The sequence below is a fragment of the Comamonas sp. Z3 genome (assembly GCF_008121565.1).
Lineage (GTDB): Bacteria > Pseudomonadota > Gammaproteobacteria > Burkholderiales > Burkholderiaceae_C > Comamonas > Comamonas brasiliensis.
Genome location: NZ_VOQU01000005.1, coordinates 35,764 through 57,395 on the forward strand (window position 1 = coordinate 35,764; position 21,632 = coordinate 57,395).

21 protein-coding genes are annotated in these 21,632 nt (G+C 63.0%); 3 read left to right on the forward strand and 18 right to left on the reverse strand.

What is annotated here, in order from left to right:
* Positions 1–119 precede the first annotated feature (119 nt).
* Positions 120–935 carry a helix-turn-helix domain-containing protein gene (locus tag FSY59_RS15545; protein WP_043372567.1) on the forward strand — a complete coding sequence of 272 codons (816 nt, stop codon included), beginning with the start codon at positions 120–122 and terminating at the stop codon, positions 933–935.
* A gap of 133 nt (positions 936–1,068) precedes the next feature.
* On the opposite strand, the gene argA is transcribed toward FSY59_RS15545, so the two are convergent.
* The 18 genes from argA to FSY59_RS15635 all read right to left on the reverse strand — a co-directional run bounded on the left by argA (position 1,069) and on the right by FSY59_RS15635 (position 17,818).
* Positions 1,069–2,415 (reverse strand): amino-acid N-acetyltransferase, encoded by a 1,347-nt coding sequence (gene argA / locus FSY59_RS15550; RefSeq protein ID WP_148729273.1) that lies wholly within the window; start codon positions 2,413–2,415, stop codon positions 1,069–1,071.
* 283 nt (positions 2,416–2,698) lie between these two features.
* Positions 2,699–3,157, reverse strand: a complete 459-nt coding sequence (locus FSY59_RS15555; protein ID WP_148729274.1) for an SRPBCC domain-containing protein — start codon at positions 3,155–3,157, stop codon at positions 2,699–2,701.
* Positions 3,158–3,269: 112 nt separating this feature from the next.
* A complete protein-coding gene (locus FSY59_RS15560; RefSeq protein ID WP_003055611.1) occupies positions 3,270–3,827 on the reverse strand; it encodes a class I SAM-dependent methyltransferase in 558 nt (185 codons plus the stop codon).
* Between the two features lie 45 nt (positions 3,828–3,872).
* A complete protein-coding gene (locus FSY59_RS15565; protein WP_148729275.1) occupies positions 3,873–4,766 on the reverse strand; it encodes a phosphatase PAP2 family protein in 894 nt (297 codons plus the stop codon).
* 144 nt (positions 4,767–4,910) lie between these two features.
* The gene (locus FSY59_RS15570) at positions 4,911–5,822 is read right to left on the reverse strand and encodes a type II secretion system F family protein (RefSeq protein WP_148729276.1); all 912 of its coding nucleotides are present in this window, start codon (positions 5,820–5,822) and stop codon (positions 4,911–4,913) included.
* Positions 5,823–5,849: 27 nt separating this feature from the next.
* Positions 5,850–6,839 (reverse strand): type II secretion system F family protein, encoded by a 990-nt coding sequence (locus tag FSY59_RS15575; protein ID WP_003055608.1) that lies wholly within the window; start codon positions 6,837–6,839, stop codon positions 5,850–5,852.
* Between the two features lie 21 nt (positions 6,840–6,860).
* A complete protein-coding gene (locus FSY59_RS15580) occupies positions 6,861–8,282 on the reverse strand; it encodes a CpaF family protein (protein ID WP_003055607.1) in 1,422 nt (473 codons plus the stop codon).
* Between the two features lie 29 nt (positions 8,283–8,311).
* Positions 8,312–9,472, reverse strand: coding sequence for an AAA family ATPase (locus FSY59_RS15585; RefSeq protein WP_043372583.1), 1,161 nt, complete (start codon positions 9,470–9,472; stop codon positions 8,312–8,314).
* A gap of 17 nt (positions 9,473–9,489) precedes the next feature.
* Positions 9,490–9,939 (reverse strand): TadE/TadG family type IV pilus assembly protein, encoded by a 450-nt coding sequence (locus tag FSY59_RS15590; protein ID WP_003055604.1) that lies wholly within the window; start codon positions 9,937–9,939, stop codon positions 9,490–9,492.
* Entirely contained in the window at positions 9,936–10,379 is a 444-nt protein-coding gene (locus tag FSY59_RS15595; protein WP_003055603.1) for a TadE/TadG family type IV pilus assembly protein, read from the reverse strand. Before FSY59_RS15595 ends, FSY59_RS15590 begins: the two co-directional genes overlap by 4 nt.
* Before the next feature lie 5 nt (positions 10,380–10,384).
* Positions 10,385–11,644: a Tad domain-containing protein gene (locus tag FSY59_RS15600; protein WP_003055602.1), complete on the reverse strand. Its 1,260-nt coding sequence runs from the start codon at positions 11,642–11,644 to the stop codon at positions 10,385–10,387.
* A 98-nt stretch (positions 11,645–11,742) separates the two neighbouring features.
* Entirely contained in the window at positions 11,743–11,940 is a 198-nt protein-coding gene (locus FSY59_RS15605) for a Flp family type IVb pilin (RefSeq protein ID WP_003055601.1), read from the reverse strand.
* A gap of 46 nt (positions 11,941–11,986) precedes the next feature.
* Positions 11,987–12,196, reverse strand: coding sequence for a Flp family type IVb pilin (locus FSY59_RS15610; RefSeq protein WP_003055600.1), 210 nt, complete (start codon positions 12,194–12,196; stop codon positions 11,987–11,989).
* Positions 12,197–12,334: 138 nt separating this feature from the next.
* On the reverse strand, positions 12,335–12,652 hold the full coding sequence (locus tag FSY59_RS15615) for a hypothetical protein (protein ID WP_003055599.1): 318 nt from the start codon (positions 12,650–12,652) through the stop codon (positions 12,335–12,337).
* 14 nt (positions 12,653–12,666) lie between these two features.
* A complete protein-coding gene (locus FSY59_RS15620; RefSeq protein WP_148729277.1) occupies positions 12,667–14,223 on the reverse strand; it encodes a type II and III secretion system protein family protein in 1,557 nt (518 codons plus the stop codon).
* Between the two features lie 66 nt (positions 14,224–14,289).
* Entirely contained in the window at positions 14,290–15,135 is an 846-nt protein-coding gene (cpaB, locus tag FSY59_RS15625) for a Flp pilus assembly protein CpaB (protein WP_003055596.1), read from the reverse strand.
* Positions 15,136–15,167: 32 nt separating this feature from the next.
* The gene (locus FSY59_RS15630; protein ID WP_003055594.1) at positions 15,168–15,758 is read right to left on the reverse strand and encodes a prepilin peptidase; all 591 of its coding nucleotides are present in this window, start codon (positions 15,756–15,758) and stop codon (positions 15,168–15,170) included.
* Positions 15,759–16,624: 866 nt separating this feature from the next.
* Positions 16,625–17,818: an MFS transporter gene (locus FSY59_RS15635; RefSeq protein ID WP_148729278.1), complete on the reverse strand. Its 1,194-nt coding sequence runs from the start codon at positions 17,816–17,818 to the stop codon at positions 16,625–16,627.
* 133 nt (positions 17,819–17,951) lie between these two features.
* Between FSY59_RS15635 and FSY59_RS15640 the strand changes: the two genes are divergently transcribed.
* Positions 17,952–19,232, forward strand: a complete 1,281-nt coding sequence (locus FSY59_RS15640) for a hypothetical protein (protein WP_043376409.1) — start codon at positions 17,952–17,954, stop codon at positions 19,230–19,232.
* Positions 19,233–19,386: 154 nt separating this feature from the next.
* On the forward strand, positions 19,387–21,618 hold the full coding sequence (locus tag FSY59_RS15645; protein WP_148729279.1) for a TonB-dependent siderophore receptor: 2,232 nt from the start codon (positions 19,387–19,389) through the stop codon (positions 21,616–21,618).
* The last annotated feature ends 14 nt before the right edge of the window (positions 21,619–21,632 follow it).

The following is a 21,632-nucleotide window of genomic DNA, read 5'->3' on the forward strand; positions in this document are numbered from 1 at the left end:
AGCGGGTGGCGGTGTTTCACGGCAAGGTGCTTGATGGAGGCAGTGCGGCTACTTTAAGTCGCCAGAGGTATAGACTTCTATCGATAGATATTCATTTGTTGTAGGAATTTGGACATCTCATGGGTTTTGCCTCCCCCGAACATGGCGCGCATGCACTGGATTTGCAGCATGCCCAGGCCTCGTCACTGCCTGTCACGGGCGTGGAGCAGCGCTATCCGCCCGGTCATGTGGTGCCTCAGCACAGCCACGCGCGCGGTCATCTCATCTATGCCTCGGAAGGCGTGTTGCTGGTCGAGTCCCCTGGCGGGCAATGGCTGGTTCCTCCCACCACTGCGGTGTGGCTGCGCCCGGGCATGCTGCACCGGATCACGGCGACCACGGCGGTGCGAGCCTTTGGCCTGTTCATTGAGGAGGCATGGTCGGAACGCCTGCCTGCCCGGGACTGCGTGCTCCATGTCTCGCCGCTGGTCAGGGAGCTGATGGCGGCGCTTGTCGACTTGCCCCATCAGGGGCCGCATCGCCCGCGCGATGCGCTGCTGGGCAATCTGCTGCTGGAGGAGTTGCAGGCGCTGGCGCCATTGCCGTATTACCTGCCATGGCCGGAAGACATGCTGATGCGACGCATCTGCGAGAGCATGCTGGGTGCACCGGCGCAGCGCACCACGGTGGAAGCCCTGGCCCGACAGCACGCGCTGACGCCCAAGACGCTGCATCGTCGATTTCTGAAAAGCACCGGTATGAACTGGGGCCGGTGGTATCAGCAGATGCGGCTGATGGCTTCCATCCCCCAGTTGCTGCAGGGCATGCCCATCACGACCGTGGCGCTGGAAAGCGGCTATGAAAGCCATAGCGCCTATTCGGCGGCATTCCGCAAGCAGTTCGGCCGTCCGCCGTCGGAATTCGCAGCTAGGGCGGACAGAGCAGCGCTGCGTTAGCCGCTCCTGCAGCGCCCAGAGCTGCTGCTCGCATAGCCGGGGCCAGCCACTCCAACATCTCTTTGCTTCCAAAAAAATAGCTTCCAACGCTTTCTCATCAAGCGCTGGAAGCCATTTTCAAGAGTGGAGCGGATCAGAGCTTCTTTACCAGCACCTGGCTCTTGCGTCCCCAGTTGTACTTGGCCTTGCGGGCCTCCGGCAGCCATTCGGGCTCCACGGGCTGAAAGCCGCGCTTGATGAACCAGTGCATGGTTCGTGTGGTCAGCACAAACATGGTTTCGCAGCCCAGGGCGCGGGCACGCTGTTCGATGCGTTTGAGCAGCTTCTCGCCATCGCCCGTGCCCTGGCTCTTGGGCGAGACGGTGACGGCGGCCATTTCGGCGGTCTTGGCTTCCAGATAGGGGTGCAGGGCGGCACAGCCGAAGATCACGCCATCGTGTTCGATGACGGTGTAACTGGCGATGTCGCGTTCGATCTCGGTGCGGTCGCGCTTGACCAGCGTGCCGTCGCGCTCGAAGGGCTCGATCAGCTGAATGATGCCGCCCACGTCGTCGATCGTGGCCTCGCGCAGTTCTTCGAGCTTTTCGTCAATCACCATGGTGCCGTTGCCGTCGTGCACATAGATCTCCAGCAGCAGCGCTCCGTCGGTCGAGAAGGGCAGGATATGGCTGCGTTCCACGCCATGCTCGCAGGCGCGTACACAGTGCTGCAGATAAAAGCCCACATCGGTAGGCTGCTGTGCAGGCGGGAGCTGGGCCAGCAGGCGGCGCGCGGCGTCCAGCGGCAGCTCGGTGTCGATAGGATTGTTCTCGTCGGCCGGGCCGCAGGGGTCCATGCGCACGCCGGGCACTTCGGTCAGGAACAGCAGCTTGTCGGCCTTGAGCTCGATGGCCACGCGGGTGGCCACTTCTTCCATGCTGAGATTGAAGGCCTCGCCCGTGGGCGAGAAGCCGAAGGGCGAGACCAGCACCATGGCTTCGGAGTCCAGGGCGCTGCGAATGCCTTCCACGTCGACCTTGCGCACCAGGCCGGAGTGCATGAAATCCACGCCGTCGACGATGCCCACGGGACGGGCTGTGAGGAAATTGCCCGAAATCACGCGTACGCGCGCACCGGCCATGGGCGTGTTGGGCAGTCCCTGGCTGAAGGCGGCCTCGATCTCGTAGCGCAGCTGGCCGGCCGCTTCCTGGGCGCAGTCCAGCGCAATGGAGTCGGTGACACGCATGCCGTTGTAGTAACGCGGCTCCTGGCCCTTGAGGCGCAGTTGCTCGTTGACCTGGGGGCGGAAGCCGTGCACCAGCACGATCTTGACGCCCATGGCCTGGATCATGGCCAGATCCTGGACGATTGAGCTGAGCTTGCCCGCATCAATGGCTTCACCGGTCAGGCCCACCACAAAGGTCTGGTGTCGGAACTTGTGGATATAGGGAGCCACAGACCGGAACCAGGGAACAAAGGTGAAATTGAAGACGGTGGACATGGCAGTGCGCGAAAACCTCGAAATCGGGAAAAAAAGGCCTGCGTCGGGTACTACGCAGGCCTGCGGCGCAAAGTGTAGCGGTTACTAGCGTGCCTGAGCCAGTTGTTGCGGGGTTTTATGCGCGCTGATCGCACAGTTTGTGGCTTTTGTGGCGCGATGTTTTCAAAAAGTGACCACTTGTACCCAGGAGCCGCTCCTGGGGCCTGGCGGAGAGCCAAGCGCGGCAGCTGCGGACGCGGGCTTGCCGACCGTGACGGGGCTAGCCCTGTTGTGCATTGGAGCGCTAGTTCCAGTTGTCGATCTTGGTGTCTTGGGGAGACGGGCTGCCTTTGCCGGTCTCTGTCAGCGCTCTGAGACTGAGCAGGAAGACGGCCCATTTCATGCTGCAATGGGCGGTGAACTCGACTGTTTCGCGCCAGTTCCGGTGGCCGAACAACAGGATGGTGTAGCCGTCCTGGCGGCTCAGTTCGAAGGTCGCCTCGGTACCTATCCATTCTTCGGGACCCTCCGTGAAGCGCCAGTGCACGCTGTGCTCCGTCTTAGGCCTGACGAGGTCGAAACAGATTTTCCCGAGCTCCCGACCGTCCTGGTCCGTGAAGCGCGCGCTCATTGCGACTTCGGGCCCCGTGCTTGCACTCATCTCCCGGGTCCACCAGCCGGCTATACCTGCAACGGACGAGATCGCCTGGTAAACATCGCCGATAGGCGCTCTGATACCAATTCTATGAACGATGTCCACCATGTCCTCGGTCTCCTCGTGGATTCAGATGGCTCGACGATACCGATAAATCGGCGCCAGCCTTGCCGCAGTCCCACCCGCAAGGCCAGGTGCGGCAGGCACAGGCAGGGCAGGCTCAGGGGCGTGAGAACACTTCCACCCTCGCCGGCGGCAGATTGCCCCACACAGTTTCGCGGTCTATGCGCTTGAGGCCGGCGCTCTGCCAGGCGGATGCGCCAAACAGCGAGTAGGTGAACTGGATCACTCGGCCATCGCTGGTCAGCGAGCGCGCCCAGGTGTCGGTGATCTTGTGCACTGACTGATGGGGCAGTGAGCGAAGCGGCAGACCCGAGACTACGGCCTTGACCGCTGCACGACCGAGAATCGAGGGCCAGTCACCGGCATCGGCATGAAAAACGCTGATCTGAGGGAATCGCTCGGACAGGTAGCTGGCGAACGAGGAAGACTTTTCTATGATCACCAGTCTGCCGGGCGCGATGCCGCTGCGCAGCAGTGACTCGGTGATGACTCCTGTTCCTGCACCAAGCTCCACCACCAGACCCTCGTCTCCGCCACCCACCAAAGAGGCCATGGTATTGCCCAATCGCGCCGAACTCGGGCACAGGGCACCGATCTCGCGGGGAGACCGTATCACTTCGTTCAGCAGCATGAAGTTGCACGAGATATTTTTCATTCAGAGCTCTCCCGGGTCTGGCCCATTGTGCGGATGAAATTGAAATCATCGCTGCAGGAAATATTGAACGCGCCTCGTCAGATAGATGGAAAAAACGGTAACAACGCCGCTGCCCAGCATGTCCACCAGATAGTGCCCGCCGTTGATGGGCGTGGAGATCAGCATCAGGATGTTCAATGCGAGCACCCAGCGAAAAAGCCGGAGCTGTCTGTAGGCATGGATGAGCAGCAAGGCAATCGTCGTGTGATAGGAAGGGAACGTGACTATGCCTTTCAGATCCCCGAATGCGAACTCGCTCAGGCTTCCCTCCCTGAGCGCCATGAAGTGAGGCAGGTGCACGGCGTTCTCCAGCCCGACGGAGTGGAAGAAAAGAGTCCCTCCGGCAGGCAGCAGTCCCGATAGCAGGGCCGTCAGCATCAAGGCGATGGAAGACGACCACCACAGCTCCTCGTTTCTGTCGTTTCTTGCGCAGTGCGACAGGTAGATGATCGAGAAAAAGACTTGCAGCAGGCCGCTGAAATAGGCCAGCGTGAGCACGGCTCTGAGAAGTGGGTGTTGCTGGACAAAGCCATAGAAGGCCAGCCAGTTGAAGCCCAGAGCCTGATCCAGTCTGGTGAACTGGGCGTCGAGCAGCGGCAGGTTCAGGGTCGCGAAGATATAGGTCAGCATGGCGCCGATCAGCGCTGTCACTATCCACAGGGCTGCGTAGAACGACATCTCGGACAAGGCCAGGCTACGTCCCGAATATCCATAGATCCAGCTGATGCTCAGCAGGATCAGAGTCGTCCAGAACACCGGCTCGGTGCCGGAAAAGACAAGCGGATGGGCATGTATCCACAGCGCTTCTCCGAGAGCCAGGGCGGCCAGGAAAAGCATGGGCGCGAGCTTTTGGGGACTGATCTGCTGCCAGCCATTGACGGTTCCCTGCATCAAGTTCATCGCAAGCTCCGTTGTAGATCCATTCGATCGTCCGTGAAGGCCGGCCGCTGCAGACGCTCCAGGCATGGCCAGGGTCGTTCCTGCCAGGCAGCATGCCCGGGTCGTCAGGGGACTGCAGCAGTGTTGCAGCAGTCCGAGTTCGGCCTAGACGCTTCCCGCGATCATGGGCAGCACCATGCGCAGCAGTCTGATGATTGCCGGGCCGAGAACCACCATCACGATGGCGGGGAAGATGCAGGTCACCAGCGGCAGCAGCATCTTGGTGGGGATCTTGGCGGCCAGTTCCTCGGCACGCATCTGACGCTTGTGGCGCAGATCGTCCGAGAACACGCGGATGGAGTCGCCGATGCTGGTGCCGAAACGGTCCGCTTGCGTCAGCATGGCCGTGAAGGCGTGTATCTCGTCCACTCCAGTGCGGGCGGCCAGGTTGCGCAAGGATTTCTCCCGGGTGCTGCCGGCGCGCATTTCCAGATTGGTCCAGTGAAGTTCCTGGGCCAGGGCTTCGCTTTTGATGCGGATCTCGGCAGTCACCTTGCCCAGCGCTGCATCCAGTCCCATGCCTGCCTCCACGCAGACCAGCATGAGATCGGCGGCATCGGGAAAATTCTCGAAGATCTCGCGCTTGCGGCGTGCGGCCATCCAGCGCAGCACCAGATTGGGCAGATAGCAGGCCACAAGCCCGGTGACCAGCGGATAGAGCAGCAGCTGCAGGCTGTCTGTCGTGCCTTGGGCCATCATCAGCGAATAGACCAGGAACATCATCACCAGAGGCAGCAGCGTCTTGGCGCCAAAATACAGCAAGGGCGCGTTCTCGTGGCGAATGCCGGCATTCAGAAAGCGCAGGCGCAACGGGGTGGCATCACTGCCCGCAGTGGGGGAGGAGAGGTGGGCGAACGGCCCCACCAGCTTGACCGCAGTTTCTGTCCAGCTGCCGGACAGAGGGGCTGGGCTCAGCTCTTGCAGGCGCTGTTCTGTGACCGTGGGCGTGACCCAGAAGAACAGGGCTCCTGCAGCCAGCATGAGGGAAGCGAAAGTGAGCAGGGCGACGATTAACATGGCGGACTCCTTGCAGTTGGGATGCACTCATACCCGTATGCGGACAATGCGGCGCAGCATCAACATGCCGATCACCATGAGTCCGGCCAGCCATTGCAGAATGACGATGCCTATGGGGTCAGTCCACAACGTGGACATGAATTCCGGGTTCACGAAATTGAGCAGGGCTGCCAGGGCAAAGGGCATCAGCCCCAGGATCCAGGCCGACATTCGTCCTTCGGAGGACAGAACCCGGATCTTGGCGTGAAGCTTGAGCCGCTCGCGGATCAGACGGCTCAGATTGCTCAGCATCTCGGTCAGGTTGCCGCCCGATTCGCGCTGTATCAATACGGCGACGATGAAGTAGCGCAGATCGGTGATCGGTATTCTTTCCCCGAGATTGTTCAAGGCCTGCTGCAGCGAGGTGCCGTAGTTGATCTCGTCGTGCACCAGGCGGAACTCGCCGGCTATGGGCTCGGACAATTCCTCTCCGGCCATCTGCAGGCCTGCCGAGAATGCGTGGCCGGCGCGCAAGGCCCGCGCGATCAGGTCCAGCGCTTCGGGGATCTGGCGCTCCAGCAGGCCCAGGCGCTGATTGCGCTTGCGCTGCAGATAAAGCCAGGGCAGGCAGCCCAGGACGGCACCGGCGAGCAGCACCAGTTCCATGGGCAGATGGAACATGCTTGCGGCCAGCGCACCCAGGAAAAACAGTATCCCGATGCCGAGCAGCAAACCGGAAACCGTCCATTCCAGGCCCGACTGAACAATCACGCGGTCCAGCTGGTGGGCGCGGGGCATGCTTTGCAGCATCCGCTGCATCCTGGGCATGTCGCTGAGTACGCGTTCCTTGACCAGCTTGGTCGGACTGCTGTGATCGTCGGCGGCGGACAAGGCCCTGAGCCGACGTTCAAGCCGCTTCGCCTCCGGACTCTTGTACTGCTTCCAGACCAGGTGAATGCCTTCGAGCAGCAAAAGCACGGCGGCAAACACCAGCGCAATGATCACCAGGATCGAGTGGGAAGAAAAAAAGGACAGCATGACAGCACCTTTGGGCCGAGTTCATTGATAGTGGCGCTCTGGAGCGAAGATGCTGTCGGGCAGCGCAATGCCGAAGCCTTTGAGCCGGTCGGCGAACTTGGGCCTGACGCCCGAGGCATGGAAATACCCCTGGACTTCGCCGCTGGCACCGACGCCGGTCTGGGTGAAGGCAAAGATCTCCTGCATGGTGACCACATCGCCTTCCATGCCGGTAATCTCCTGGATGCTGGTGATCTTGCGCTTGCCGTCGGTAAGCCGCAGCACCTGCACGATCACCGTGATGGCCGAGGCAATCTGCTGGCGAGCGGCCTGGTGCGGCAGATTGAGGCCAGCCATGCCGACCATGTTCTCCAGGCGTGCCAGCGAGTCACGCGGAGTGTTGGCGTGGATGGTCGTCAGCGATCCTTCGTGGCCGGTATTCATGGCCTGGAGCATGTCCACGGCCTCGGCGCCGCGGACTTCGCCGATGATGATGCGGTCAGGGCGCATGCGCAGTGCGTTGCGCACCAGCGAGCGCTGCGTGATTTCACCGCGGCCTTCTATATTGGGTGGACGCGTTTCCATGCGCACCACATGCGGCTGCTGCAGCTGCAGCTCGGCCGCATCCTCGATGGTGACCACGCGTTCCACGGCGGGAATGTAGCCCGAAAGAATATTGAGCAGCGTTGTCTTGCCGGCGCCCGTGCCCCCGGAGATGATCATGTTTACCTTGGCCTTGGCCAAGGCTTCCAGAGTCAGGGCCATGCCCGGTGTCAGGCTCTTGAGGTCCTGGATCAGGTTCTCCATGCGCAGCGGGATGCGAGCAAAGCGCCGGATCGACATCATGGGACCATCGAGCGCCACGGGCGGGATGACGGCGTTGACGCGCGATCCGTCGGGCAGGCGGGCATCGACCATGGGACTGGACTCATCGATGCGCCTGCCGATGCGCGAGACGATCTTGTCGATGATGCGCAGCAGATGCTTGTCGTCCGCGAAGACCACGGGCGTGAGTTCCAGACGACCGAGGCGCTCCACATAGATCTGATCGTGGCGGTTGACCAGGATGTCGGAAACCGCAGGGTCGGTCATGAGCAGCTCGAGAGGGCCGAAACCCAGCATCTCGTGCTGGATGTCGCGGATCAGCAGCCTTCTTTCCAGATCGTTGACGACTGCGGCATCTTCCTCCAGCAGGCGTTCGGTCATGCCGGCGATTTCCTGCTGCAGCGTCTGCGTGGGCAGCGACTCCAGCGCAGCCAGATCGAAGCGCTCCAGCATCTTGCCATGAATGCGCGTTCGCAGCGCCAGATAGGCCGGTGAGTGCCCATAGTGCGGTGCAGGGGGCGCAGAGGCAGGCGCTTGCGGCGCGGCGACCTCGGGCGTGTCCGCCGCTTCGGGAACAACCTGCAGCGCCGGCTTGGACGCGCGTGTCGCTGACGTGGCCAGGAAATCTCTGAGTGACATGATGCTCTCCTTGTGCACTAGGGGATGGCTTATGCCCGGCGGAAGATCCGGTTCAAAAAGCCGTTGCTGTCTTCCCGGGCCTGGGGCGCCAGTGCATCGGCCCAGGCGCCCAGTTCGCGGACCACGGCACTGTTGCGACTGGACTCGGCCAGCGGCACGCCCGCATTGATGGTCGCTTGCACCTCCTGTGCGGCGTCTGGAATGCTGCGCCATTGCTGCTCCAGGCCCAGTGCCTTGCGCACTTCGGGCAGGCCGATCTCGCTGCGTCGGTCGACCCGGTTCAGTACCGGATGCAGGCGGCTTTCGGGATAGCCCAGCTCGCGGAACATATGCAGCAGCTTCTGCGCATTGCGCACGGCCGGCACATTGGGCAGGAGCACGGGCACGATGAGCTGGGCCCTGTCGAGCACACGCAGAGCCAGCGGATCGAGCACGCGTCCCATGTCGATCAGCACAAAGTCATAGTGCGCGGCGGCAAGCTGCAGGATGGCATCCACATGCAGCGGCTCCACCTCCATGGCATGCATGGCGTTTTCGGGAGCTGCCAGCACATGCAGCTGAGCGGTGATCTTGACGGTGCTGGCCGTGAGAAAGGACGCATCGAGTCGATGGATGTCACGGGCCACATCTGCCAGGGTCGAGGCGGGCTTGGCTTCATGCAGATAGGCCAGGGTGTCGCCAAACTGCAGATTCAGGTCGATCAGCAAGACCGAGTGCTTGCGGGCCAGCATCCAGCCCAGATTGGTGCTCAGGAAGGTCGCTCCGCTGCCGCCCTTGCAGGGCAGCAAGGCCATGATCTGCCCTTGATGGCGGTCAGCCGTGTGATGCTGGCGCTTGGCGGCGATGCGGTGCACGGCATCCAACAGCGCCTGATGTGGAGCCGGTGAGGTCAGCACTTCGCGAACGCCGGCGCGCATGGACTGCAGCAGAAACTCGGGGGTCTGCTGGGCACACAGCAAGATGACGCAGATGTGCGGCTGATGCGTGGTCACATGCTCCACCGGCGCCAGGTCGGCCGGCTCGCAGCACATGCCGTCCACGATCATCAGATCGGGCCGGTGCTGCTCGGCAATCGAAGGCATGCGTGTCTTGCCGCCTTCGAAGGTCTGAACCTGGTGCGATTGCTCCTGCAGCACGCGGGCCATCTCCTGAAGATGGGTGGTGTTGGGAGAGATGATGGCGATTTTCATGATGTAGGCACCCCTGGTTAGCTTGAGCAGGCCGTGCTGCTGTTGATGTCCTGGCGCATGACTTCCCGGGGCAGCGTGCTCGAGAAGCCGGGCATGGGGATGGCCGTTTGCAGGCCCTGACCCACGATGGGTGAAATCCACTGAAATTTCAGTCCCGTGATCGCCACGGTCACGCTTTGGCAGCTTGCCGCAGTGCAGCCGGAGGGGGCCCAGCTGACATTGACGGTGCTCACCTGGGGAAGCAGGGCCTGCATGCGCGCAAGCACCTTGGCCTGCTGGGCGGTGTCGTCGCAGACTGCGGCATAGCGTGCCCCTGCGCGCGCGGCTTCGTTGGCCGCCACCCAGGTGAACAGCATGCGGCTGAAATCCACGATGCCGAACAGAAACATCAGGAAGACCAGCAGCGCCAGGGCAAACTCGACGATGGTTGCTCCGCGCTCGGAGCGGGAGTGACGTGGCGTTTTCATGTCTGTGTCCTCATCGTGGCGGCGATATTGCTCAGCGTCAGGCCGCCGTTGGCATCGCCCAGTCGCAGGCCGAAGACGCTGGCGGTCATGGAGCGGAAGCGGTAGCCGGTGACGGTCACGGTGACGGTGTTGATCAGCGGATAGCTTCCGCTGGTCTGCCAGGAGCAGCTCACGGCTGCGGTGTTCAGACCGGGGGCCAGAGGGGTGCTGCCTGCCGTGGTCTGGCCGTACACGACCAGATTCTGGGCCTGGCTGCAGCCGGTGTTGGGCAGCTGCACCGAGAGATAGCGCACCGCATCGCGCACTGACTTGGCGACCGTGTTGTATTCGTAGAGCGCACGGCCGAATTCGGCGACCAGCATGCTCAGCAGCAGCAGAAAGGGCAGGATCAGAGCCAGTTCCACCAGCTCCACTCCGCGTTGCCTATGGTGCTTGGGCATGGTGTTCACCTCACGAGGACGGGAACCAGCGGGCCGGCCGAGCCGCCCGCGAGTCCGCTGGTGGTGCAGGGGCTGCCAGTGGCGCTGGCATTGCCCAGGTATTCGAGCTTGACGTCATCGACCGGAATCTTCATGGGCTCGAGCATGAGCATGCAGGCGAAATCGACCACCTTGCGGCTGGTGTTGACGATGGGCACCGTCACGATGCGGCGGTCCGCGCCATAGGCCTTGTGCTGGGCCGAGGTGGCGACCGAGGAAAAGCCGCCACCCTGCTGTCCGCACTGCGACGGGTTGTTGCCGCAGGGCGTGAACGCCAGGCGCTGGGCGAGAAAATTGGGTGTGCTGCCCGAGCTGCCGTTGTAGGCGCTGCGACCGGCGCTCCAGGTGCTGGTGTCGTAGATATAGCCGGTGTAGTCGGGCCGGCCCACGCTGGGTCCGCTGGAGTTCTTGTAGATGCCGAACCGGTAGTTCCAGATTTCGACGATGGAAGCCTGAACGCCGGGCGTGCCCAGGGTGTCGCCCAGCTTGCTGCCGCAATGGCCGTTGAGCTCGTCTGCGGTCTCGGAGGCGCTATTGGATCCGTCCAGATTGGCCCAGCCGAAGGTGCTGCCGCCGTTGGACTTGGCCAGCAGGGTGAGCCAGTCTCCCACTGTGTAGCCATAGTCGGGCCTGGTTGCACCAGGCGTTTTGGCCTGCAGTGCCACGGGAATCGGGCAGGCGCTTTGCGCGCTGGCCCGCGTGGCCACTGCATAGGTGCCCACATTGCCGGTGGCCGGAAAGCTGGCGCTGTTGCCGGAAAAGGCCCCCAGGGCCTTCAGCAGCCACATGCCGATATTGGATTGGGTGTGCGTGCACTGCGAATAGACGGCAGCAGTCGCGCTGGTGGTGCTCAGGTAGCTGGCGTCGCGAAAGCTGATATCGGCGGCGGTGATCTGGCCCTGACCGCTCCAGTTGGCCGACTGCAGGTTCACTCCGTTGAGATTGCCGGCAGCAGCACCGGCGCTCACGGCGCGGCTGATGGCATCCGGCTGCTTGTTGAGTTCGCGCGCTGCGGCCAGCGCGCAGCTGTCAAGTGCCGTCTGCAGCTCTGTCCTGACGATGAACAGGCGCCCGAAATCCAGCGCGATGCCCATGAATCCCAGCAGCAGCAAAAGAGCCAGTGCTGCCGTGACGATGATGGCGCCATGCTGCTGACGCCGTGAATGGCGCCGGCTGCGGCTTCCGGCAGGCCGCACCAGGGTCGGGGCAAGAATGCGGGTGCTCATGATGGACTCTCATAGGGCGGCAGAACCGGTGAATGATTGCGGGTCAGAGGCGGTCGGCACGGCAGCAGGACTGCTGCGCCGACCCCTTTGACACGCTCCTAGGTGCAGGTGCCCGTCAGGCAGTTTGTGACCCGTGTGATGAAGTCAGCAAACTGGCCGCCGGCCAGGCTCTGAATTGCCAGTACCAGTGCGATGGACACCACGGCAATGATCAGCGCGTACTCGACGACCTGCGCACCTTCATCGTCCCTGAGCAAGTGCTTCAGACGCAGGCCTGATTGGGTGATGGAGTACATGGCGTTCTCCTGTAAAGGTGTATGTCCGGGACAGCCTGGAGCCGGCTCAAGAGCAGGTCGCGGTTGTCAGGCAGTTCGTGACGCGGGTGATGAAGGAGCTGAAGCCGCCACCGGAGGAGGTCAGAGCCTTGAGCGCGACGACCAGCGCGATGGAGACCACGGCAATGATCAGTGCGTACTCGACGACTTGCGCACCTTCATCGTCACGGGCAAAAGACAGCAGGGAATGGCCAAATTGTTGAGCGATATGGGACATGATGAACCTCAGAGTGTTGATGGATTGAAGACAGTTTCGAAAGGTCGGCGGCTGTGCCGAGGGCTGGCGTGCAAGGCCGGTGTGCGATCGGTGCTCCTTTCGGAATCAATTGGTTGGATGGTGAAAACCGGTGGCTGCTCAGGGCGTGCCGCCGCTGCTGCCGGAGTTGTTGCTGGTCAGCGAGCCGCCGATGTTGATGACGTTGACGGCCTGAGGCGGGCTCTTGTAGCTCTGCTCGTACCGCTCCATGCTGTGGCGCGTGGCGCGACCGTCCATGCCGGTGGCGCCGTCCACGCCGACTCCGGCCGTCTTGCCCGCTTGCGGGTCTATGGTCATCTGCAGGCGGGCATTTCGTACGGCTTCGCCAAAGCGGGCGTCGTAGTGCGGGGTTGTGCTGCCGCAGCCCGCCAGCAGGGCGGCGAGGGCCACGGGAAATAGGATGCTGCGTTCGGTCATGGCTTGCCTCCGGTTCAGGTGGGCGGATTCAGGGGAGCGGGACGGTCGACCGAGGGCCCGGCCGGTGCCTGTGGTTGCAGCTCCTGGGGTGCTGCGGTTGGTGCCGGCATCGGTGTCGCTGCGCCGGGCGGCATGGCAGGTGCGGGCGCCGTCTTCTCTGCGGGCGCGGGCTTGGAGCTTTCCAGTGCGCCGTTCAGATAGACCTCGGCGCGTGAAGGCACCACATGGTTGTCGGTGGGCACCCTGGGGGCTTCGGCCAGAGCCTGTACCAGGCGCGGCGTGATGACGAACATCAGCTCGGTCTGATCGGTCTGGAACTCGGTGCTGCGGGCCAGCGCGCCGAGAACCGGTATCTCTCCCAGTCCCGGAAAGCGCTTGATGGCTTCGGTGATATTGTTTTTGATGAGGCCGGCAATGACCAGGCTTTGTCCGTCATTGAGCTGCACCGTGGTGTCCGCGCGCCTTACCGTCAGGGATGGGATCACGGAGGTGACGCCATTGATGGAGGTGAAGGGCGAGCCGGTCTGCGACAGATCCGAGACCTCGGACACCAGCTTGAGGTTGACGCGCGAGTTGCCGAGCACGGTCGGTGTGAACTTGACGCCGATGCCGAACTCCTTTTCTTCCAGCGTCATGACCGGTACACCGTTGGTATTGGTCTGTGCCACAGGAATGAAGATCTTGCCGCCCGAGAGAAAGCTGGCCTGCTGGCCGCTGATGGCCATGATGTTGGGCTCGGCCAGGATGCGCACCAGGCCGTCATCCTTCTGTCCATCGATGCTGATCGAGCCCCTGCCCAGGCGCATGGCGTTGAGCAGGCCGCCGCCGCCGCTCAGGAAGTTGGAGAGGACGGTGTAGCTGTTCTGGCCGTTGCTGGTGACACGCTGGCCGCTGAGGCTGGAGCCCAGCTTGTCGAGCAAGGTCTTGCTGATTTCGGCAATCTTGACTTCCAGCATCACCTGGTGAGGCGAGGTGGTGCGCAGCAGGTTGACGATCTTCTTGCTGTCGCTGTAGGCGCCGGCCAGCGTCACCACATCGTCCAGGCGCAGCGGATTGCTGATCTCTCCGCTCAGGACCAGGGCATTGTCGGCACCCTGGACGCGGATGCTGCGCTCCTCTGGCATGAGCTCGCTGAGCTTGGCCTGCAGCGGGCCCGGGTCCATGGTGACGATCACGTCCTTGATGAAGCAGGCACCCTGGGCGTTTTGCAGGATGACGTTCATGGAGCCGGACTTGCGTCCGCGAAAGAACAGGTCCCTGGGGCTGAGCAACTGCACTTCGATATCGCCCATGCCGTTCTGTACCTGCATCTGCGGCTGTCCGTTGGCGGCTGCCTGGCCGGCTCCCGGCGTCTGACCGCTGACCAGGATGCGCGCCATCGGCGAGTTCAGCGGAATGACCACCGATTTACCCAGTGTGACCGTGGTCGGGTCTTCTGTGTGAATGGCCGTGCAGTTCCTGGCGGGCAGGGTGGTGCGAGGAGCTGCGGGAGCGGGAGCGGCCGCAGGGCCGGGCTGGGCAGCTGTGCCCGCAGACTGGGCCAGCACAGGTGCTGAGCTGGCGAGCAGCATGCTAGCTGCTATATATAAGTGATGGTGTTGCACGGCCGACCTCTCTGAGTGGTTGCGGGTAGAAGATCAGAAGCAGTTGAGAGTTCGAGCGCCGCCCTGGATCACTTCGACACAGGTGGCTGTCGAAGCCTGGGGTGCGGGCCTGGCTCGCTGCATCACGGGTTTGGCAGGTGCTGCGACCTTGACCGGGGCTGGCACTGGCTCAGGTGTTCCAAACAGCTGGTGCTTGGTGATGCCGACGGTGCTGGTCGGGTCCTTGTCGATCTGGTTGCGCAGCACCAGTGAAAGATTGCCCACGCTGCGTGCAAGATCGAGCTTCTCGGCATCTCCGGGGCTCAGCTCGAGGGTGACGGCGCTCACCACCTTGGGTTTGGTTTCGTCGCGGTCGGCTTCCTGGGCCACAGCCAGGACCAGTACGTTTTCAAGTACGGTCTTGCTGATCTGGCGCGAATCCTCCATCTTGCCGGCCTGCTCCTGCTGGGCATTGACCACCACGTCCACGTAGTTGCCGGGCAGGGCGAAGCCCGCCACACCGACCACATCGTTGACGCGCACCGTCATGGCCCGCTTGCCCGGAGCGATGACGGCTGCCAGTCCGCCCTTGGTGCCGACCGGGGCCAGCTTGCCTTCGAGCACGGCCTCGCCGCGCAGCACGCCGACCTTGACCACGCGGTCCTGCAGCTGCTGCATGTCATGGAAAGCGCCATCGGGTATGGAGCCCCGCGGCCAGTCCACGGTGTTCAGCATGTTCGGCAAGATCTTGCCGCCCAGCGGGATGTCGGTGGCAGCAACGACCACCTTGTCGGCGTCCAGGCTGCCGCGCTGGGCGACCCAGTTGGCGGCGTAGACTGCAGCCGCCAGGCTGGCCAGTACGGCGAGGACAAACAGACCCAAAGCTTTGAGGTTTTTCATGGGAGGCTCCCGCTATGCCGTGATGTAAGTGACTAGACCCAGGTGAACTGCCGAGCGACCAGGAACGCCAGGGTTCCCAGGGCGATGCTGACGCCGTAGGGCAGCTTGCCTACCGAATGCGCCGAGCTGGAGCGGGCATCGGGAGCGATCCCTGCCGCGACATTGATGTAGAGCAGCTGGACGGCCTCGGCTGAGTTGCGCAGCAGCTTGCCGGCCATGCGGTGCCAGAGTGCGTAGCCGATGGCTGCCACACCGCCGGTGATGAAGACAAAGATCACGGCCTGCCAGGTGGCTTCGGGTCCGATGAAGCTGCCGACCATGGCCATCAGCTTGACGTCGCCGCCGCCCATGGCATGCAGCAGATACAGCGGCAGCATCAAGACCAGACCCAGTGCCATGCCACCCAGCGCCCAGAAAAAGCCGCCGCCATGGGGGTGGGGGGCCAGCAGGCCATAGAGCAGGGCCAGGGCGATGCCGCCGAAAGTCAGTCGATTGGGGATGCGCCGTGTGCGCAGGTCGCTGATGCTGGCAGCCAGCAGGAGCATCAACAGCATCAGCGAGCGCGGCTCGGTGAACAGGCCAGCCATCAGCTCGGAGGCTGCGCTGAGTTCGGAAGAGGTCATGGTCAATCTCCAGTTCTGTGTTCAGCGAATCCTGTCGAGGCCTCAGATGTCACGCTGGCTGCTGCTGCGTTCAGGTCATCTGGCGGGTACCGGCATGATTCGGGCGATCTGTGACTAAATACAATTTTTCTATCAACTTCATTCTTTTGTTTAATTTTGTGGAAATGCTATTCCTATAGAAAACGTTTATCAATATTTATTCTCGTAAGAATTTGCCTAATCTGCATGAGGTGCAAATGTGACGCGGTTGTAGGTTGCGTAAGCAATGGTCTCAGCGCTTGCTGACGCAGTCCGGCCATGTCCGGTACCGGATACAGAGGGCGATCGCAGGCCTTGCCTGGAGCCCGCGCGCAGCGGGGCCAGGGAGGCGACAGGGGCGCTGACGCGGTTTTGAAGGGAGGCTGGGCCCGGAGGGGGCAGGGGGGTGCCCGGGCCGGCCCGGCAAGCGCTGAAATGCACTCCGGGAGTTACCCATGTTTCGAGGGCGGGAGGCCCGCTGCTGAATGGCAAGGCAGGCGCGGGGCGTCGCCATCACGGCCCGGGGCCAGGTCGAGGCGGGACTGAGTAGCCACTTCGAGTGATGAGACCGAGGTAGTCCTCGGCAAGCCGCAGCCGGGCTGGAGGCTGGCGTTTCCTCCCGGCTTGCCGGCGGCGGTCCTGGCGACGGTCTGCTGCGAGCGTTGACCCGGCCGTCAGGCAACGCCGGCTGTGCGCATGCGCCGGGAATGTGATGCTATCTAAAATATAGCTGTTAGCGCTTTGAAAGAATCAATTTCATGGTTGAAATAGTTTGATTTTCATACCAGCAATGCGATATAAGCTTCTACTTTGATAGCGGTCCGAGGAGGGGAAACACTGGCGCAGCTTCAGGCCTTTGCCCTGCGCTGGCTGTGCAGGCCCAGCAGCACCAGCACGACGGCCACCAGGGGCAGCATGCCGATATTGATGCCGTTCCAGCCGGCGCTGTGCAGCAGTTGCCCCGATCCGAACGAGGCCACGGCCACCGTGCCGAAGACCAGGAAGTCGTTGAGTGCCTGTACCTTGGCGCGCTCCGAGGGGCGGTAGCACTCGGTCAGCAGCGCGGTGGCGCCGATGAAGCCGAAGTTCCAGCCCACGCCCAGCAAAATCAGCGAGCCCCAGAAGTGGAAGATGTCCAGGCCCATCAAGGCCAGCACGCCGGCCGCGCCTATCATCAGCAGGCCCAGGGCGGTCACGGGCTGCTTGCCATAACGCGCAATCAGCCTGCCGGTAAAGAAGCTGGGCACGAACATGGCCAGAACATGCCATTGGATGCCCATGGCGGCTTCCCCCACGCTGTGGCCGCAGCCTACCATGGCCATGGGCGCAGCGGTCATCAGGAACGCCATCAATCCGTAGCTGACCACACCGGCCGCGCAGGCCACGACGAACTGGGGCGTGCGGGCAATCTCGCCCAGAGGCCTGGCGTCGCCGACCACAGCCTTCTTGCTCTGAGGCGGCGGCAGACGCAGGCCCATGAGCAGAGGCAGGGCCAGCAGGGCCAGCGCCGCCTGACTGTAGAAGCTGCCGGCAAACGGCGTGGCCGGCAGGGCATCGCGTGTCCAGATCACCACCTGCGGGCCGATGATGGCGGCAATCAGGCCGCCGATCATCACGCGCGAAATGGCCTTGGCCTGCTGCGCGGGCTCGCTCACCATATCGGTGGCGGCGAAGCGGTAGCTCTGCACGCAGGCCGCATAGAAGCCGGCCAGCGCAGTGCCGATGCAGAAGGTGACGAAGTCGCTGTGTGCAATGCCCTGTGCGGCGACCACGCCGGAGATCACGCCCAGAATGGCTCCCAGCACATAGGCCGCGCGGCGGCCCATGCGGTTCATGATCCAGGCGGCCGGCAGGGTGGAGAGCGCCAGGCCGAGCTGGTAGATGCTGACCGGCAGGGTGGAGGCCGCAGGGTTGGACGACAGCTGCTGCCCGACCAGGCCGCCCAGTGAGATGATGATGGGCGGAGAGGCTCCCCCCAGGGATTGGGCTGCGACCAGCAGGCCCATGTTGCGGCTTTGTTGTGTGTTGTTGTCTGATTGCATAAATCGCTTTGGCTGCCCATGCTTGTGCGCAGATTTGTCACATCTTGCAGTATTCATATTGGCCGCACATTAAAGGGTTTGCTGCGGGCATGATGCAGATACGAGCCTGGTGATCGAAGTGAATGGAAGTGATATGACGCTGAAATGCCTGACCGGCCGGGTTGCGGGCCTGAACATCGCTCTGGCGCTCATGAGCTGGGTGTCGATGGCGCATGCCGAGACGGCACAGACCCTGCATGAAGCGGTGGTCTGGTCGGCGAGCTATCGCGGCGAGATCGCCGGCAAGGCCGTCAAGCTGGAGCTGTGGCGGCTCGACGGCGCCGTCGGCGGCAGCTATTGCTACGAGCCCTGCAATCGGCCCGGCGCCACGCTTGATCTGGAGGGTTCTGCAAGCGGACAGCTGACGGAAACGCCCATGACGGGTGCAAGCGATCCCAAGCCTTCGGGCCGCTGGTCGCTGGCGGCTTTGCCGGGCATGGCGCCGCCTCGTCTGCAGGGCCGGTGGCAATCCATGGACGGCAAAAGACGCTGGCCGGTCGATCTGCTGCGCCAGCCCCCGGCTTTTCCCCATGCGCTGCATTACGAGCTGCGCCTGCTGATGAATCAGAAGCTGCGCTCCCTGGCCGACTGCGGCGAACATATGGACCTCCAGGTTACCGCCATCCAGGTGTACGAGCAGGGACGCCTGAAGCAAAGCCTGCCGACCGCCGCCGCAGGCAGCTGCTGGCTGGTGCAGCCAAGCTGGGTGGATGCGAATTTTGACGGCTGGCCGGATCTGACCCAGGCGCTGGTTCTGCCTGCGGGGCCGAATATTCCGCACCGCACCTGGCTTTACGACCCGGCCACACGGAAGCTGGTGCTGGGGCCGCAATCCCTGCAGGACATCAGCTCGCCCGCTTTCGATGGCAAGGCCAGGCGCATCTACAGCGAATGGCGTGCCAGCTGCTGCAGCCATGGCGTGGACATCTACGCCTGGAAGCCCGCAGGGCCTGAGCTGGTCGAGCAGGCCGAAAGCCATATGCTGCCAGTGCGCAAGGGCGGCAAGCTCATGGCCTGCTATCAGGTGCCGGGCTATGCGCAAGGCCATGTGCGCTGGCCCAGCGGCCTGTACCAGCGCGGCAGCGACCTGAGCCTGGCGCAGGAGCCTACTGCCGACTGGTGCGATGCCGATCCTGCCGCCACCATGGGCCAGAACCAGGTACAGGTGCTGGCCGAGCCCAGAGCCGGACAGCCCCCCCAGGTTGTCAGGAGCTATGGCGCAAGCTACCGCAAGGTCGATACGCCCCAAGGTGCCCGTTACTGCCCCGATATCGCGGTTTTCGATGCCGATGCCCGCAAGGTGGTGCGCGTGCTGATGAGTGAGAGCGCCGAGCAGGACTGCGAGACGGAAAAGCCCGTCGGCACTCAGCCCTGAAAACGAGTTACCGCTATGCATGGAAATCGCTTGCTGCTATCGTTTTGAGAAGGTTTGCGTGTTATACAATTTAACCAATTGAGATTCATTCTCAACAAGCCTTAGCCACGCACTTCGTTCTAGCCATAGGAGATCGATTCATAACGAGGTCTACATGGCAATCCCGGTTCGTGGCGGCGCAGGCAAGGCGCCGTCGGCTTCAGCGCTCGCATCCACGCAGGTCGTTCCATTCGCGCATTGGCTGTCTGGTGCGGCTTGCCGCAGCCCGCGCTCTGCCGTGGGGCTGGCGGTACTGCTGGCGCTGAGTGCCGCATCCCAGGCACAGACGCCGCCCCGGACAGTGCAGCCGCAGGAAAAACGCCTGAGCGAAGTCACGGTTTCCGACAGGCAGGACAGCGTGGGTCTGCCTGCGCTTGCCCCTGGCGCCCAGGTCGCCAAAGGGGCGGCGCTGGGGCTGCTGGGCAATGTGGATGTGATGGATGCTGCTTTCAACATCACGGCCTACTCCGAAGAGCTGATCCGCGACCAGAATGCGGCCACGGTAGCTGCCGTGCTGGAAAACGACTCCTCGGTGCGCTTCACCACCAATACCGGCCATGTCAATGAGAACTATGCGATCCGCGGCTTCGACGTCAACGCCAGCGAAGTGGCTTTCAACGGCCTGTACGGCCTGGCTCCCGACAGCCATGTGCCGACCGAGATGATCGAGCGCGTGGAACTGCTCAAGGGCCCGGGAGCGCTGCTCGGCGGCATGGCTCCCAATGGAGCGGTGGGCGGCGTGGTGAATGTGATCAGCAAGAAGCCGCTGGCCGGGGATCTGACGCGGCTGACCACGACCTTCACCTCGGGTTCGCAGTTGCAGGAGCATGTGGATGTGTCGCGGCGCTTCGGCCCCGAGCGCCGTCTGGGAATACGCGTGAACGGCGCGCTGTCCAGCGGGGAAACCGAGGTCGACGATCAGAAGCGCCGCCGCCGCCTGGGCGCCGTGGCGCTGGACTATCAGGGCGATCGCTTCACGCTGGGGCTGGATGCCTATCATTACAAGGTGAACCTGGACAACGGCAGCCCGGTGATGGTGAGCTTTGGCAAGATGAAGAATCTGATTGCGGCGCCGGATGCCAGCAACAATCTGTTCCGCGGCGTCAACACCGAAGTGGAGAACAAGTCCGTGGCGCTGCGCGGCAGCTTCGAGCTCAGCGACCACTGGCAGCTCTACGGCAGCCTGGGCAAGGCCTGGCATGACTATGCAGGTCAGCCCACGGGCACGCGCGTGGTGCTCAATGCCGTGGGCGACGGCTCCGCCGTGGGCCAGACCTATAACCTGCAGGGCTATACCAACAGCACGGCGCTGGACGCGGGTTTGCGCGGCCGCTTCAAGACCGGCGATGTGGGCCACCAGCTGGTGTTCTCGTTCAACGAGCTGCAGCAGCAAAGCGGGCGCGCGCTGCCCATTGTGGTCAGCAGCAGCTACACCACCAATATCTACGATCCGGTGCTGCCGGTTCTGGCCGGACCGCGCAATGCCGTGCGCCAGGAAAACGACAATGTGATTCGCAGCCTTGCCGTGGCCGATACCCTGAGCCTGCTGCAGGACAGGCTGCAGCTGACACTGGGCGCGCGCCACCAGCGCGTGAACCAGAAGATGAAGGGCTACGACGAGAGCGCCGTCACCCCCATGCTGGGCCTGGTGGCCAAGCCCTGGGGTGAGGATCTGTCCTTTTACGCCAACTACATCGAAGGGCTGAGTCCGGGCCTTGAGGTCGGCTCCACCTACGCCAATGCAGGCGAGACATTCGCGCCCTACAAATCCAAGCAGATGGAGGCGGGCGTGAAGTGGCGCCGCGCAGGCTGGACGAATACGCTGTCGCTGTTCCAGATCGAGAAGCCTTCGACCACCATCGATAGCGCCGCCAATACCCTCAAGCTCAACGGCGAGCAGCGCAATCGCGGTGTGGAGTGGAATACCTTTGGTGCTCTGAGCTCCAGCCTGCGCGTGCTGGGCGGCATCACCTACCTGCAGCCCAAGCTGACCAGCACCCAGGGCGGCTCCAACGACGGCCATGACGCATTCGGAGCAGCACGCTGGGCCGCCAATCTCGCAGCAGACTGGGATGTTCCGGCTGTGGCCGGTCTGGCGCTGAACGCACGCCTGGTGCATACGGGCAAGCAGTGGGTCAACTCGGCCAACACCTTGCGTGCCCCGAGCTGGACGCGCTTTGATGTCGGCGCGCGCTACACCACGCGCATTGCCGACAGGAAAGTGGTCTTGCGCGGTACGGTGGACAACGTCTTCGGCCGCAATTACTGGGCCGGCGCCTTTGCCGACAACTTCCTGACCGTGGGCGCACCGCGCACCGTGCGCATCAGCGCGGCCGTGGATTTCTGAGGCGGAGTAAACAT

Coding starts and splice junctions, on each gene's coding strand:
- FSY59_RS15545 (WP_043372567.1), top strand. CDS start 120: ATGGGTTTTGCCTCCCCCGAACATGGCGCGCATGCACTGGATTTGCAG.
- argA (WP_148729273.1), bottom strand. CDS start 2,415: ATGTCCACCGTCTTCAATTTCACCTTTGTTCCCTGGTTCCGGTCTGTG.
- FSY59_RS15555 (WP_148729274.1), bottom strand. CDS start 3,157: ATGGTGGACATCGTTCATAGAATTGGTATCAGAGCGCCTATCGGCGAT.
- FSY59_RS15560 (WP_003055611.1), bottom strand. CDS start 3,827: ATGAAAAATATCTCGTGCAACTTCATGCTGCTGAACGAAGTGATACGG.
- FSY59_RS15565 (WP_148729275.1), bottom strand. CDS start 4,766: ATGAACTTGATGCAGGGAACCGTCAATGGCTGGCAGCAGATCAGTCCC.
- FSY59_RS15570 (WP_148729276.1), bottom strand. CDS start 5,822: ATGTTAATCGTCGCCCTGCTCACTTTCGCTTCCCTCATGCTGGCTGCA.
- FSY59_RS15575 (WP_003055608.1), bottom strand. CDS start 6,839: ATGCTGTCCTTTTTTTCTTCCCACTCGATCCTGGTGATCATTGCGCTG.
- FSY59_RS15580 (WP_003055607.1), bottom strand. CDS start 8,282: ATGTCACTCAGAGATTTCCTGGCCACGTCAGCGACACGCGCGTCCAAG.
- FSY59_RS15585 (WP_043372583.1), bottom strand. CDS start 9,472: ATGAAAATCGCCATCATCTCTCCCAACACCACCCATCTTCAGGAGATG.
- FSY59_RS15590 (WP_003055604.1), bottom strand. CDS start 9,939: ATGAAAACGCCACGTCACTCCCGCTCCGAGCGCGGAGCAACCATCGTC.
- FSY59_RS15595 (WP_003055603.1), bottom strand. CDS start 10,379: ATGCCCAAGCACCATAGGCAACGCGGAGTGGAGCTGGTGGAACTGGCT.
- FSY59_RS15600 (WP_003055602.1), bottom strand. CDS start 11,644: ATGAGCACCCGCATTCTTGCCCCGACCCTGGTGCGGCCTGCCGGAAGC.
- FSY59_RS15605 (WP_003055601.1), bottom strand. CDS start 11,940: ATGTACTCCATCACCCAATCAGGCCTGCGTCTGAAGCACTTGCTCAGG.
- FSY59_RS15610 (WP_003055600.1), bottom strand. CDS start 12,196: ATGTCCCATATCGCTCAACAATTTGGCCATTCCCTGCTGTCTTTTGCC.
- FSY59_RS15615 (WP_003055599.1), bottom strand. CDS start 12,652: ATGACCGAACGCAGCATCCTATTTCCCGTGGCCCTCGCCGCCCTGCTG.
- FSY59_RS15620 (WP_148729277.1), bottom strand. CDS start 14,223: ATGCTGCTCGCCAGCTCAGCACCTGTGCTGGCCCAGTCTGCGGGCACA.
- cpaB (WP_003055596.1), bottom strand. CDS start 15,135: ATGAAAAACCTCAAAGCTTTGGGTCTGTTTGTCCTCGCCGTACTGGCC.
- FSY59_RS15630 (WP_003055594.1), bottom strand. CDS start 15,758: ATGACCTCTTCCGAACTCAGCGCAGCCTCCGAGCTGATGGCTGGCCTG.
- FSY59_RS15635 (WP_148729278.1), bottom strand. CDS start 17,818: ATGCAATCAGACAACAACACACAACAAAGCCGCAACATGGGCCTGCTG.
- FSY59_RS15640 (WP_043376409.1), top strand. CDS start 17,952: ATGACGCTGAAATGCCTGACCGGCCGGGTTGCGGGCCTGAACATCGCT.
- FSY59_RS15645 (WP_148729279.1), top strand. CDS start 19,387: ATGGCAATCCCGGTTCGTGGCGGCGCAGGCAAGGCGCCGTCGGCTTCA.